This window comes from Amycolatopsis bartoniae (assembly GCF_014191255.1).
In the GTDB taxonomy this organism is placed as follows: Bacteria; Actinomycetota; Actinomycetes; order Mycobacteriales; family Pseudonocardiaceae; genus Amycolatopsis_E; species Amycolatopsis_E bartoniae.
The window spans coordinates 126,755-139,413 of the sequence record NZ_JACHWH010000007.1 but is presented as its reverse complement, the minus strand read 5'-3'; the positions used below and the strand labels follow the sequence as shown (position 1 = coordinate 139,413).

The window sequence follows — 12,659 nt, the reverse complement described above, 5'->3', positions numbered from 1 at the left end:
GACGCTCACGCGGTCTTCACCGCGCACAGGATGGCCTGGACGGGAATGACGTCCGGCGGCATCTCGGCCGGATCCTTCGTGACCGTCCTGGTGACCCGGAAACCGCACTCCTCCAGCCAGCGGCGGTACGTCGACACCTTCTGCGGCCCGCCCTGGCCCATCGTGCCGCCGAGGAAGAACGCCGGGAAGAAGTCCACGCAGTAGTTGCCGCGGTCCCTGATGTCCTCGGGGTACACCGGCACCATCACGGCGACCTGCCCGCCGGCCTCCAGCGACTTGTGCACGCCACCGAGGATCCGGAACACGTCGTCCCGGTCGAACATGTCCAGGAAGTGCTTGATCAGCACGACGTCGAAGCCCTCGGGGACCTTGTCGAAGACGTCGCCGCCGATGAACGAGCACTGTTCCGCGACGCCGTGCTCGCGGAAGTTGCGCAGGCACTCCTCTTCCTTGTGCGGCAGGTCGAACGTCGTGACCTGAAGCCCCTCGGACGGCTTCAGCCGGCAGGCGTGGATCGCCCCGAGGCCGGTGTTCCCGGCGAGGTCGAGCACGCGGGACCCGGCGGGGATGTCGACGTTCTCGAAGAACCACGGGTCCACCCTGGCGGTGACGTTGTCCATCAACGTCGCGAAGGCGTCGTACAGGTCCTGGTGCTCGGCCACGGCCTCGTACAGGGTGCCGTCGAACCCGTACAGCTCCTTGAGGCCGACGAGCGAACCGGTCCGCACGCTCTCGGTGAGGTAGAAGACCTGCCGCAGCGCGACGAACTTGATCAGCTTCATGTAGGTGGTCGCCCGCTTGAGGTCCGCCTGCGCGACGGCCGCGAGCGCGTCGAGGGAGTAACCGCCGGAAGCGGGGTCGTAGGCGAGGAACTCCTCCTTCACCAGCAGTTGCAGGAGCTGTTCCACCGCGTCCGGTTTGGCGCCGACGGCCTCACCGAGCTTCGCCGCGGTCGCGCCCGGGTGCTCGCGCAGCTCGTCGATGATGCCCAGTTCGAAGCAGGACAACAGGTTCATGAACCGCGTCGGCCCCACCATGTACTCGCGGAACCGTGCCAGCGTGGCTTCCGGTGTCAGCACAGCCAATCCCTTTCGACTCAGGCGGTCTTCGTCGCGCACAGCACGGCCTGCAGCGGCAGCGAGTCCGCCGGGATGGCGGCCGGGTCCTCCACGGTCACCTTCGTCATCTCGAAACCGCTTTCCTCCAGGCACGCCTGCCAGGTCGACAGCTTCTGCGGGCCGCCCTGGCCCATCGCGCAGCCGAGGAAGAACGCGGGGTAGAAGTCGACCGAGCGGGAGTCGAACTCCCGGACGTCGTCCTGGAACACCGGGACCAGCACGTTGACCTGGCCGCCGACGTTCAGTGCCTTGTGGACGTTCGCGAGGATCTTGACGACCTCGCTCTTGTCGAACAACGTCAGGAAGTGCTTGACCAGCACGACGTCGAAGCCCTCGGGGACCTTGTCGAAGACGTCGCCGCCGATGAACGAGCACTGCTCCGCCAGTCCGTGCTCGCGGAAGTTGCGCAGGCACTCCTCTTCCTTCTCCGGCAGGTCGAACGTGGTCACCCGCAGGCCGGGCGACTCCTTGAGCCGGTAGGCCAGAATCGCCCCGAGGCCGGTGTTCCCGGCGAGGTCGAGCACGCGGGACCCGGCGGGGATGTCGACGTTCTCGAAGAACCACGGGTCCACCCGCGCGGTGCCGGCGTCCATGCACCGGCCCCACGACTCCCGCAGGTCCCGGTGCTCGGCCACGGCCTCGAAGAGCGTGCCGTCGAACCCGTACAGCTCCTTGAGGCCGACGACCGTGCCGGCCCGCACGCTCTCGGTGAGGTAGAAGATCTGCCGCAGGATGCAGACCTTGACCAGGTCCATCATGGCCAGCACGCGTTCGAGGTCGGCGCTCTCGACGGCGGCCAGCGCGTCGAGGGAGTAGCCGCCGGAGCCCGGGTCGTAGGCGAGGAACTCCTCCTTCACCAGCAACTGCAGGAGCTGCTCGACCGCGTCGGACTTCGCGCCGACGGCCTCGCCGAGCTTCGCCGCGGTCAGTCCCGGGTTCTTCCGCAGCTCGTCGATGATCCCCAGTTCGAAGCAGGACATCAGGTTCATGAACCGCGTCGGGCCCACCATGTACTCGCGGAACCGTGCCAGCGTGGCTTCAGGCGTCATTACGGCTAATCCCTTCCAGTCGCCACTGCGTGCACCGAGCATCGATCACCGGCCTTGGCCGGGACTGTCCGGCGGGTTGGCGCCGGCTTGCCGGAGCGGCGGCAGTTCGCCGGCAAGCGGATCACAAGCGGGATGGGTGACGGTACTGGACGTACCGAGGTCAACTCCGAAGAAGTGGATGCCGGACATGCCAACGCTCTGCAAGCCGGCGGTAAGCGTGCCGGAACACGTCGTCACGATGGAACAGACCCTCGAATTCGCCGAGCGGATCCACGCGGGCAAGCCGCAGCTTTCGCTGGCGCTGCGGCTGATCCGCAACACGGGGGTGCGCAAGCGCCACATCGTGCAGCCGCTGGAGGACACGCTCCGCCATCCGGGGTTCGAGGAACGCAACCGCATCTACGAGGTGGAGTCGAAGAAGCGCTGTCCCGAGGTCATCGAAGAGGCGCTCGCCAACGCGGACCTGCGGGCCAGGGACATCGACGCGATCATCTACGTGTCGTGCACCGGGTTCCTGATGCCGTCGCCGACCGCGTACCTGATCAACACGATGGGGTTCCGCTACGACACGCGGCAGATCCCCATCGCGCAGCTCGGCTGCGCGGCCGGGGGAGCGGCGATCAACCGGGCCCACGACTTCTGCCTCGCCCACCCCGGCAGCAACGTGCTGATCGTCTCCTGCGAGCTGTGTTCCCTGTGCTACCAACCGGAAGACGACGGTGTCGGCCAGCTGCTGTCCGACGGGCTGTTCGGTGACGCCGTCGCGGCCACGGTCGTGCGGGGCACCGGCGGCACGGGGATCAGGCTGGAACGCAACGCCTCCTACCTCATCCCGGACACCGAGGACTGGATCTCCTACGTCGTGCGCGCCACCGGGTTCCACTTCCGGCTCGACCGCCGCGTGCCCGGCACCATGGAGCCGCTGGCCCCGGTGCTGCGGCAGCTCGGCGAGGACCACGGCTGGGACATCGGCGACCTCGGCTTCTACATCATCCACGCCGGCGGGCCGCGGATCCTCGACGACCTGAGCAAGTACCTGAACGTCGACCCCGGGGTGTTCCACCACAGCCGCAACACCCTCACCGAGTACGGCAACATCGCCAGCGCGGTCGTCCTCGAAGCGCTGCGGGGCCTGTTCGACGCCGGCACGGCGGACCAGGGCGCGACCGGCGTGATCGCCGGGTTCGGCCCCGGCATCACCGCCGAGATGGCGCTGGGCACCTGGACGGCAGGCGCGCCGGACCGGGAGAGGCGGATCGCATGACCGGGCTCATCCTCCCGCCGGGCCAGGGGAAGAAGATCGTCACGAAGGCGCAGGAGGTGACCTTCAAGGCCACCGCGGCGGACGGCTCGTCCGTGTCGGTCTTCGAGGTGATCGTCCCGCCCGGCTTCGACGTCGGCGCGCACGTGCACGACCACTCCCAGGAGTTCTTCTACGTGCTGGAGGGCACGCTGGACCTCCTCGCGTTCGAGCCCACCGAACGGACCGGGGACAGCTGGCACGACTGGGAGTCCCCCGACGGGGACCGGCTGGTGCGCGCGGAAAAGGGCAGCTCCATGTTCGTCCCGCCCCGGACCCCGCACGCGTTCCGCAACTCCACGACCGAACCGGTGCGCATGCTGTTCCTGAACTACCCCTCACCCGACCACGAGCGCTACTTCGAGGAGATCGCGGAGATCTTCTCGGCTCCGTCGGTGGATCCCGGTGCCGTGGCGCGGATGCGGGAGCGCTACGACATCGAGCCGATCACCCCGCTGCGCTACGAGCCACCGCTGGGAGCGTGAGATGGACCCGATTCCCCTGGTGCACGCGAGTCTGGGCGAGCGGGAGCTGGCCGCGGTCGCGGAGGTGTTCGCCTCGGGCTGGCCCGCGGGGCAGGGACCGAAGGGCAAGGCGCTGGAGGACCAGCTGGCGCGGCGCTACGGCGCCGGCGGCGCGGTCGCGGTCAGCAACTGCGGGGCCGCGCTGCACCTGGCGCTGCTCGCGCTCGGCGTCCGCCCGGGTGACGAGGTGATCGTCGCCGACTACACGTTCCCCGCGCCCGCCCACGCGGTGCGCTACCTCGACGCGGTGCCCGTCTTCGCGGACGTGCGGCCCGGCACCGGCACCGTGGACCCGGAGTCGGTGGCGGACCTCCTCGGCCCGCGGACGGTGGGCGTGATCGCGGTGGACACCGTCGGCCTGCCCGCGGACTACGCCCAGCTGCGGCCGATCGTGGACCGCCACGGCCTGTTCCTCGTCGAGGACGCCGCCTGCGCCGTCGGGGCGACCTACCAGGGCCGCGAGGCGGGCGCCCTCGCCGAGGTGGCGTGCCTGTCCTTCCACGGGCGCAAGGGCGCGACGAGCGGCGAGGGCGGGGCGCTGCTGTCCACCGACCCGGCGATCGCGGCGGACGCCCGGCTGCGGTCGTCCTTCGGTATCGGCAGCATCTTCGACTCCTCGAAGGTCGTCGGGCTGCCGATCCCGGAGTTCACCGAGATCGGCTACAACTTCAAGCTGTCCGACATCGCCGCGGCGATCCTGACCGTGCAGGTGGACCGGATCGACGAACTGCTCGCGCGCCGCAACGCCGTCGCCGCGCGGTACGCCGAGCTGCTCGCCGACGAGGAACTGCTCACGCTGCCCGAGGTGCCGGACGACCGCACGCACGCCTGGCAGACCTACGCGGTGACCCTGGACGCGAGCGTGGACCGGGCTGCGGTCGCCGCCGACCTGCGCGGCCAGGGCATCGGCTGCGGGCACGGCACCTGGGCGAGCCACCTGCAGCCCGTGTTCGAGGCGAAGCAGGAGTGCCCGGTGTCGGCGGACCTGTTCCGTCGCCACCTCGCCATCCCCATGCACGCCGAGCTCCGCCCGGACCAGGTCGAGCGGGTGGCGGAGCGCCTGCGTGCCGCGGTCCGCGCCCACGTCCGTCCACAGAGGACCTAGGAGGCAGCAGTATGACCAACCCGCAGCCGGACCGGATTCTGCGGCTGATCAACGGTTACTGGACCACCGGCATCCTCGGCGCGGCGGCGAGCCACTCGCTGTTCACCCACCTCGAAGCGGGCGCGGACACCGCCGGCGAGCTGGCCGCGCGGGCCGGGATCTCCGAGCGGGGCGCGCAGACCCTGCTCGACGGGCTCGTGAGCGTGGGCCTGGTCGAGGTGCGCGACGGCCGCTACCGCAACACCGCCGAAGCCTCGGCCTTCCTGGTCGAGGGCAGGCCCGCGGGGCTGAGCAGTTTCGCCGAGCTCAAGCTGTCGCAGATGGGCACGCTGGCGGACCTGCCCGAGGTGGTCCGCCACGGCGGCCCGCTGACGGAGGCGACGGTGGAGGTCGCCGACAACCCGCACTGGGCGAAGGTGGTCCAGGCCATCGCCGCGCAGTCGGTGCCGGTGGCGGTGCTCGTCGCGGACCTGCTGCGCCTGGACGAGGCCGGGGAGATCTCGATCCTCGACGTGGGCGGTGGTTCGGGCGTCTACTCGGCGACCTGGCTCGAACGCAACCCGCACGCGCGCGCCACCCAGCTCGACTGGGGGCCGATCAACGCGATCGCCCGCCGGCTGGTGGCGGAGAAGGGCCTGGCCGACCGGTTCACGTGCGTCGACGGCGACTTCCACACCACCGGCTTCGGCACCGCCGCCCACGACATCGCGGTGTACTCCCACATCGCCCACCAGGAGGGGCCGGAGGACAACGTCGCGATCTTCACCCGCCTGCGGGACGCCCTCAAGCCCGGCGGCACGCTGGTCGTCAACGACTACGTCGTGGACGACGACCGGAGCGGGCCGCCGTTCCCGCTGCTGTTCGCCTCGGAAATGCTGCTGAAGAGCAAGCAGGGCCGGACGTGGCGGCAGGCCGACTACCAGTCCTGGCTCGCCAAGGCCGGTTTCGAGGACATCTCGTTCCACTCCACTCCCTCTCCCGCCACCGTGGTTCTCGCCCGGTAGCCGTCTCACCGAGGAGCGCCCCATGAAGTACGCCGTCGCACTGCCGCAGTCCGCCCGCGTCGGGAGCACCGCCGCGATCCACGACGCCGCACAGGCCGCCGAAGAGCTCGGCTTCTGGGCGGTGTCCATGCACGACCACATCGTCTTCGACGGCGGCTGGCTCCTGTGCGGCGCCGAAGAGGACGACGGCCAGTCCGACCGCAGGACCGTCTTCGAGCACCTCACCACCTTCGCCTACGTCGCGGGGATCACCTCCCGCATCCGGCTGCTGTCCAGCGTCCTGCTGCTGCCGGTGCGCGCGACGATCGTGACCGCGAAGCAGATCGCCACGCTCGACCAGCTCTCCGGCGGGCGCGTGGTCCTCGGCGTCGGCGTGGGGCTCAGCGGCACCGACCGCGACCCGCGGCACGTGGCACTCCTGTCGCGGAACGCGAGCGTCGAGCTGGCCGCGCTGAAGGTGCCGATCACCCGCCGCGGGCAGCTGGCCGACGAGCAGCTCGCCGCGTTCCAGCAGATCTGGACCCAGGACGTCGCGTCGTACCACGGAAAGCACGTCAACTTCGACGATGTCCAGATCTTCCCGAAGCCCGCGCAGCCCGGCGGCCCGCCGATCTACATCGGTGGCGCCAGCCCGGCCGCGCTGCGCCGCGTCGCCGAAGGCGGGTACACGTGGCTGCCCGGCCACTGCACCCCGGAGGAGATCGCGGGCGGCCTCGACGCGCTCGCGCAGCTCAACGGCAACCACGGCCAGGAGTGCGCGCTCGACCTGTTCTTCAGCATGACCACGACGAAGGCGCGCCCGACCGCGCTGGAGAAGTCCTTCGGCGACCAGCTGCCGCTGCGCAACCTCGTCGGCACCCCGGACTACGTGACCGAGCGGATCCGCCTGTACCGCGACGCCGGGGCGACCACCCTGGAGCTGAAACCGGTGTACCGCAACGTCGACGAGTACATCCAGCTCCTCGAAACCTTCATGAAGGAAGTCGCCCCGGCGGTGTAGGACCTAGGTTTACCCGGCCGCGCGGCCGGCCTTCAGTGCGGCCGCGACGTCGACGGCGTGGCGGGCCTGGTAGCGCGCCGCGGCCAGGGTGTTTTCGCCGGGCTTGCCCTCGCCCGCCACGTGGGAGGTGCCGTACGGGGTGCCGGTCTTGAACTGGACCGGATCGGTGTAGCCGGGCGGCACGATGATGCCGCCCCAGTGGTAGAAGGTGTTGGCCAGCGCCAGGATGGTCGACTCCTGCCCGCCGTGGGTGGTGTTGCTGGCGGTGAACGCGGAGTACACCTTGCCGGCGAGCTTTCCCGCGAACCACAGCGGACCGCTGGTGTCGATGAACGCCCGCAGCTGGCTCGCCGGGTTGCCGAACCGGGTCGGGGTGCCGAACAGCACCACGTCCGCCCATTCGAGGTCGTCGTGGGTCGCCTGGACGACGTCGGCGGTGGCCCGGACGTGCTCGCCCCAGGCCGCGTTGGCCTCGATCGCCTCCGGCGGCGCCGTCTCGGCCACCTTGCGCAGGCGCACGTGCGCGCCCGCCTTCTCCGCGCCCTCGGCGGCGGCCTGCGCCAGCGCGTGCACGGTGCCGGTGGCGCTGTAGTAGATGATCGCGGCGTTGACGGGTTCCATGGGAACGAGGTCCTTCCTTCCGGTGCGCTTCGGCTCCTACGACGGAGCGGTCCCGCAGAATGTGAGGCGCCGGCCTCACAGTGCGGCGCGCTGTCTCGTCGGAGAGCTGTGAACCGAGCCGGCGGAAGGAGCCGATGACCATGAGCACGCTGTCCGGGCCGGGGGACGACCCGGGGCTGAGCGCCGTCATGGGCGAACGGCGGCAGCTGATCAACCTCGCGTACCGCCTCCTCGGCTCGCTGGCCGAGGCCGAGGACGCCGTGCAGGAGACCTACACCCGCTGGTACGCCCTGTCGCCGCAGCAGCGGAACGCCGTCGAAAACCCGGGCGCCTGGCTGACGAAGGTCGCCGGCCGCGTCTGCCTCGACCTGCTGCGCTCGGCACGGGCCCGGCGGGAGAGGTACGTCGGCGAGTGGATCCCGGAGCCCGTGCCCGATCCCGCGGAGTGGAGCACGCTGCGGCCGGGTGCCGACGCCGATCCCGCCGACCGGGTGACGCTCGACGAGTCGATCACGATGGCGTTCCTCGTGGTGCTCGACTCGATGACCCCGGCCGAGCGCGTCGCGTTCGTCCTGCACGACGTCTTCCGCTACTCCTTCGCCGAGGTGGCCGAGATCGTCGGCCGCAGCCCGGCGGCCTGCCGCCAGCTGGCCTCCTCCGCCCGCCGCCGCCTCGCCGGGTCGCGGACGCCCGCCGCTCCCGCGGCCCAGCGCGCCGGGATCGTCCGGGACTTCCGGCAGGCATGGGAGGCCAAGGACATCGACGCCCTCATCGGCCTGCTCGACCCGGCCGTGACGACGGTGACCGACGGCGGCGGGCTCGTCAGCGCCATCGGCACCGTCGACGGCGGCGAGCGGGTCGCGCGGGCGTTCGTCGACATCGCGAACCGGGTGCCCGGCCTGACGTTCCTGGAGCGCACCGTCAACGGCCAGCCCGGCCTGGTGGCGCAGCAGGACGGCGTGGTCGCGTCGGTGCTGGCGTTCGACGTGGCGGACGGGCGGATCACGAACATCTGGGTGGTGCGCAACCCCGAGAAGCTCGGCCCCTGGACGGCAGCCGCCGCCCGCTGAAGAACACCCGCCGGGCGAAGCGTTTCCGTCAGGCCCGGGCCAGCTGGGACTGCGCCGCCAGTGCCGGGGCCAGGCCGTCGCGCAGGGCCTGCGCCACCGCGACCACCCGCCGGGCCTGCACGGCCGCCGCCGCGCGGGCGGTGTCGTCGACCGGGTGCTGGCCCTGCGGGTTGACGTGGCTGGTGCCGTAGGGGTTGCCGTCGGCGAACTTGACGGGGTCGGTGTACCCGGGCGCGACCACGATGCCGCCGATGTGGTGGATCGTGTTGTACAGCGCCAGCAGCGTGGACTCCTGGCCGCCGTGCAGGGTGCCGCTGGCGGTGAACCCGCTGTACGCCTTGTCCTGCAACAGCCCTTGCTGCCACAGCCCGCCCAGGGTGTCGACGAACTGCTTGAGCTGCGCGGCGACGTTGCCGAACCGGGTGGGGGAGCCGAAGAGCACCCCGTCGGCCCACACCACGTCGTCCGGGCTCGCCTCGGGCACGTCCCGGGTGGCGTCGAGGTTGGCGCGCCACGCGGGGTTGGAGTCGATGGCGGCGTCGGGAGCGAGTTCGGCGACCCGGCGCAACCGCACCCGCGCGCCCGCCTTCTCCGCCTCGCCGGCCAGTGTCCTGGCGAGCTCGGCGACGGTCCCGGTCGAGGAGTAGTAGACGACAGCGAGTTTCACCGGATCGGTCACTGGGAGGCTCCTTCCTCGTCTGCCGCCACCGTCGCCCATCCCGCTTGCCCCCGGCTTGCCGCCGGACTGGTGCCGGTGTGCCAAGCCCGCGCCAATCCCGCGGACAGCCCAGGGCAAGACCGGTGCCCGATCCTCGGTGCAGGAGTCCGCCACGTGGCGATCGGACATCGGAAAAAGGAGCTGGTCCGGATGAAGAGCTTCGCGATCTCCCGCTCCCAGCGGAAGCGCGGTCTCTACCTCGGTGTCCTGCCGGAGCTGGCCGCGGCGAAGAACGCCGCGACCCCGCTCACCCTCGACCACGACCTCGACGTCCTCCCGGAGGCGGGACGGCGCCTGACGGTGGCGGAACTGGCGGAGCACGTGGCGGACCTGGCGGCGCGGCTGCGGGCGGCCGGAATCCGGCCGGGGGAGCGCGTCGCGATCCACAAGGCCGCCAACTTCGACGTCTGGATGCTCGCCACCGCGACGGCACGCGTCGGGGCGGTGCCCGCGATGCTGTCGCCCGCACTGGACGGCGCGACCGTGGGCGCCCTGCTCGGCAGGCTCGACCGGCCGCACCTGATCACCGACGCGCCGAAGCTCGCCGCGCTGGCCGACGTGCCGCTGACGGAGCTCACGAACAGCGTGATCACCGTGAGCGGCACGAGGCCGGGCGCGGTGGCGCTCGCCGATCTCACCGGCTCCCCCCGGGTCGAGCCGGTGTTCCAGGGGCTGGACGAGCCCGCCCTGATCACGCACACGTCCGGCACCACCGGGCTGCCCAAGCTCGTGGTGCACACGCCGAGGACCCAGCGCACCCGGCTGCGGCCGCAACTGGTGCTGCTGTCGCTGATGCGGAAGCGGGAGAAGGTCGCGATCGTCATCCCCTTCGTGCACTCCCGCCTGTACGCGGCGATGGCGCTGTGCCTGGAGAAGCAGCTGCCCGTGCTCGCCATGAACCACGCGGCCGCGCCCGACGAGATCGCGACGGTGTTCACCGAGGAACAGCCCGGGTTCATCGAGGCGCTGCCCAACTCGTTCATGGCATGGGAGGGGCTCACCGAAGACCCGCGCAAGCCGTTCTCGTCGGTGAAGTACTTCAGCAGCACGTTCGACGCCATCCACCCCGGCACGATGAGCAGGCTGCTCCGCTCCTCGGCGCGGCGGGCCCCGCTGTTCTTCCAGATCTACGGGCAGAGCGAGGTCGGCCCCGCGGTCGGCAGGCCCTACTTCCGCGGCTCCGCGCACCGCACGGACGGGCGCTGCGTCGGATGGGCGCTGCCCGGCAGCGCGCGGGTCCGCCTGGTGAGCCGCAACGGCAAACGACCGTCCAAACGCAACCCCGGTTTCATCGAGGTCAGCTGGGACGGCCTGGCGAAGACCTACTTCGGCGAGCAGGAACGCTACGACGCCAACCGGAACGGCAAGTGGTGGCGCACCGGCGACGTCGGGTACCGCACCGTGCGCGGCTGCCTGCACATGCTCGACCGCGAGGCGGACGTGATCCCCGGCGTGCACAGCAACCTGGAGATCGAGGACGCGCTACTGGGCAGGCTGACCGAGCTGAGCGAGGTCGTCGTCGTGCCGGGGCCCGGCGCGGAGCCGGTCCCGGTGGTCTGCACCCGCGGCGACCGGCCGCTGGACCGGGACCGCTGGCGCGCGGCCGTCGCCGGGCTCCCGCGCCTGGCCGACCCGGTCCAGCTCCCGCTCAGCGAGCTGCCCCGCACCGCCACGCTGAAGGTGCGGCGGATCGAGCTGTCCCGCAAGCTCCGCGAGAAGGACGCGGAACCGGCGTGACCGATGGGTTTCCTCGCGGCACTGGACGCCGGGGTCGGCCCGATGGCGGCGATGGAGGACGCGAACCTCCCCGGGAACGTCGGCAAGCCGCACGAGGTGGCGTCGTCGTTCTGCCACGGCCGGGAGAACCTGCTGCCGGACGTCTTCTCCGCGGTCCGGTCCACCGTGGACGACGTGCTGGGGAACGCACCGGTGTTCCGGCGCTACCTGGACCGCCGCGCCGAGCCGGCACGGCCGGGCGGCGCGGAAAAACCCACGCCGCCCGGCCGTGCCCTAAGTGCCGCCGGAGCGGGGCCCGGCCGGAATCAGCCGTTCGCCGAGTGCCGGGTCCTGGTTGAGGATGTCGCGTTCGAGCTGTTGCAGCGCGGGGCGGGGATCGATGCCCAGCTCCTCCCCGAGCCGCGTCCTGATCTCCCGCAGCACCGCCAGCGCCTCGGCCTGCCGCCCGGTGCGGTACAACGCCAGGCTCAGCAGCTCGTAGCCGTGCTCGCGCAGCGGGTGGGCGTGGACGAAGGCCTTCAGCTCCGCCACCGCGACTTCGTAGGCGCCCACGGCGACCAGCGCCGCACAGCGGCCTTCGACCACCGACAGCCGCAGCTCCTCCAGCCGCGCCACTTCCGGTGCCACGCAGGGGGAATTGGCCATCTCCGCGTACGCCGGTCCCCGCCACAGCGCCAGTCCCGCCTCGAACTCGGCCAGCGCCCGGTGCGGATCACCCCGGTCCCACGCCTGCCAGCCCGCCTTGGCGCGGTCGCCGAACCAGCGGACGTCGACGTCGGCGACGCGGCTGTCGAGCAGGTACCCGGGCGGGTGCGTGCGCAACACGGTGGCCGGCGTTCGCGGGGCCCGGTGCGGTTCCAGCACCCGCCGCAGGTTCGCCACGTGCGCCTGCAACGAGGTCACCGCCGACGGCGGCGGCGGTCCGGTCCACAACGCTTCCCGCATCAGGTCGACCGCCACCGGCTGGCCCAGCTGACTCACGAGCAACGCGAGCAGTGCCCGCTGTTTGGGCGCGCCCAGATCCACCAGGCGGTCGCCGACCACCGCCTCCAGCGGGCCCAGCGCCCGGAACTCCACCTTGACCTCGGAACCCCCGCGGGGAGCCGGCGGTTGCACCGTGGTCCAGCGGATAGCGCCCGGTGGATTGCGAAATGAGGCTACGGCTTCTTCGCCAGTCATTTTTTCCGTTTCCTGTTGTGAAATTCCCGGGCACCCGCGAGTGCGGATTCTGCACACGTTCGCCGGTGGCCGGTGCGCGGACAACAAGTCGGGGTCGAGACGAGCCGGGGATGGGACCCGGTCACTCTTCGTGTCACATTCGGGCTGTGCACGGACATTGGCCAACCCCCAAGTGTTGCAACGATTGCCCTGGGACGAGAGGTTTTGGGGTGCGGTGGGTTATTACCCACCTGG

At 71.1% G+C, this 12,659-nt stretch carries 12 protein-coding genes and 1 pseudogene; 8 read left to right on the top strand and 5 right to left on the bottom strand.

Annotated features, from left to right (window positions below; translation table 11 throughout):
• Nucleotides 1-5 precede the first annotated feature (5 nt).
• Entirely contained in the window at nucleotides 6-1,079 is a 1,074-nt protein-coding gene (locus tag FHX82_RS27630; RefSeq protein WP_229881138.1) for a methyltransferase, read from the bottom strand.
• A gap of 17 nt (nucleotides 1,080-1,096) precedes the next feature.
• Entirely contained in the window at nucleotides 1,097-2,167 is a 1,071-nt protein-coding gene (locus FHX82_RS27625) for a methyltransferase (protein WP_229881140.1), read from the bottom strand.
• 187 nt (nucleotides 2,168-2,354) lie between these two features.
• Here FHX82_RS27625 and FHX82_RS27620 point away from each other — a divergent pair, with 187 nt between their 5' ends.
• From FHX82_RS27620 to FHX82_RS27600, 5 genes are read left to right on the top strand one after another with little or no spacing between them, the layout of a single operon-like run.
• A complete protein-coding gene (locus tag FHX82_RS27620) occupies nucleotides 2,355-3,431 on the top strand; it encodes a type III polyketide synthase (protein WP_145933359.1) in 1,077 nt (358 codons plus the stop codon).
• Nucleotides 3,428-3,952: a cupin domain-containing protein gene (locus FHX82_RS27615; protein ID WP_145933360.1), complete on the top strand. Its 525-nt coding sequence runs from the start codon at nucleotides 3,428-3,430 to the stop codon at nucleotides 3,950-3,952. The genes FHX82_RS27620 and FHX82_RS27615 overlap by 4 nt, the downstream gene beginning before the upstream one ends.
• A gap of 1 nt (nucleotide 3,953) precedes the next feature.
• Complete coding sequence (locus tag FHX82_RS27610) at nucleotides 3,954-5,096, top strand: DegT/DnrJ/EryC1/StrS family aminotransferase (RefSeq protein ID WP_145933361.1); 1,143 nt, start codon at nucleotides 3,954-3,956, stop codon at nucleotides 5,094-5,096.
• Between the two features lie 11 nt (nucleotides 5,097-5,107).
• On the top strand, nucleotides 5,108-6,100 hold the full coding sequence (locus FHX82_RS27605; RefSeq protein WP_145933362.1) for a methyltransferase: 993 nt from the start codon (nucleotides 5,108-5,110) through the stop codon (nucleotides 6,098-6,100).
• Nucleotides 6,101-6,122: 22 nt separating this feature from the next.
• Complete coding sequence (locus FHX82_RS27600; RefSeq protein WP_145933363.1) at nucleotides 6,123-7,100, top strand: TIGR03619 family F420-dependent LLM class oxidoreductase; 978 nt, start codon at nucleotides 6,123-6,125, stop codon at nucleotides 7,098-7,100.
• A gap of 9 nt (nucleotides 7,101-7,109) precedes the next feature.
• Here the strand turns inward: FHX82_RS27600 and wrbA are convergent, their stop codons facing one another.
• Nucleotides 7,110-7,721, bottom strand: coding sequence for an NAD(P)H:quinone oxidoreductase (gene wrbA / locus FHX82_RS27595; protein ID WP_145933364.1), 612 nt, complete (start codon nucleotides 7,719-7,721; stop codon nucleotides 7,110-7,112).
• A gap of 140 nt (nucleotides 7,722-7,861) precedes the next feature.
• Here wrbA and sigJ point away from each other — a divergent pair, with 140 nt between their 5' ends.
• Entirely contained in the window at nucleotides 7,862-8,791 is a 930-nt protein-coding gene (sigJ, locus tag FHX82_RS27590; protein ID WP_145933365.1) for an RNA polymerase sigma factor SigJ, read from the top strand.
• A gap of 28 nt (nucleotides 8,792-8,819) precedes the next feature.
• Here sigJ and FHX82_RS27585 read toward each other — a convergent pair whose 3' ends face one another.
• Complete coding sequence (locus FHX82_RS27585) at nucleotides 8,820-9,470, bottom strand: flavodoxin family protein (RefSeq protein ID WP_145933366.1); 651 nt, start codon at nucleotides 9,468-9,470, stop codon at nucleotides 8,820-8,822.
• A 189-nt stretch (nucleotides 9,471-9,659) separates the two neighbouring features.
• Here FHX82_RS27585 and FHX82_RS27580 point away from each other — a divergent pair, with 189 nt between their 5' ends.
• Both FHX82_RS27580 and FHX82_RS38100 read left to right on the top strand, forming a co-directional pair.
• The gene (locus FHX82_RS27580) at nucleotides 9,660-11,246 is read left to right on the top strand and encodes an AMP-binding protein (protein ID WP_145933367.1); all 1,587 of its coding nucleotides are present in this window, start codon (nucleotides 9,660-9,662) and stop codon (nucleotides 11,244-11,246) included.
• A 3-nt stretch (nucleotides 11,247-11,249) separates the two neighbouring features.
• A pseudogene (locus FHX82_RS38100) lies at nucleotides 11,250-11,453 on the top strand (DUF3050 domain-containing protein); the annotation flags it as partial.
• A 66-nt stretch (nucleotides 11,454-11,519) separates the two neighbouring features.
• On the opposite strand, the gene FHX82_RS27570 reads toward FHX82_RS38100, so the two are convergent.
• Complete coding sequence (locus FHX82_RS27570; protein ID WP_221216622.1) at nucleotides 11,520-12,362, bottom strand: AfsR/SARP family transcriptional regulator; 843 nt, start codon at nucleotides 12,360-12,362, stop codon at nucleotides 11,520-11,522.
• Nucleotides 12,363-12,659 lie beyond the last annotated feature (297 nt).

What these genes read in the sequence shown, in the direction of transcription:
- FHX82_RS27625 (WP_229881140.1), bottom strand. Translation starts at nt 2,167, where the DNA reads ATGACGCCTGAAGCCACGCTGGCACGGTTCCGCGAGTACATGGTGGGC.
- FHX82_RS27605 (WP_145933362.1), top strand. Translation starts at nt 5,108, where the DNA reads ATGACCAACCCGCAGCCGGACCGGATTCTGCGGCTGATCAACGGTTAC.
- FHX82_RS27610 (WP_145933361.1), top strand. Translation starts at nt 3,954, where the DNA reads ATGGACCCGATTCCCCTGGTGCACGCGAGTCTGGGCGAGCGGGAGCTG.
- sigJ (WP_145933365.1), top strand. Translation starts at nt 7,862, where the DNA reads ATGAGCACGCTGTCCGGGCCGGGGGACGACCCGGGGCTGAGCGCCGTC.
- wrbA (WP_145933364.1), bottom strand. Translation starts at nt 7,721, where the DNA reads ATGGAACCCGTCAACGCCGCGATCATCTACTACAGCGCCACCGGCACC.
- FHX82_RS27600 (WP_145933363.1), top strand. Translation starts at nt 6,123, where the DNA reads ATGAAGTACGCCGTCGCACTGCCGCAGTCCGCCCGCGTCGGGAGCACC.
- FHX82_RS27580 (WP_145933367.1), top strand. Translation starts at nt 9,660, where the DNA reads ATGAAGAGCTTCGCGATCTCCCGCTCCCAGCGGAAGCGCGGTCTCTAC.
- FHX82_RS27620 (WP_145933359.1), top strand. Translation starts at nt 2,355, where the DNA reads ATGCCAACGCTCTGCAAGCCGGCGGTAAGCGTGCCGGAACACGTCGTC.
- FHX82_RS27615 (WP_145933360.1), top strand. Translation starts at nt 3,428, where the DNA reads ATGACCGGGCTCATCCTCCCGCCGGGCCAGGGGAAGAAGATCGTCACG.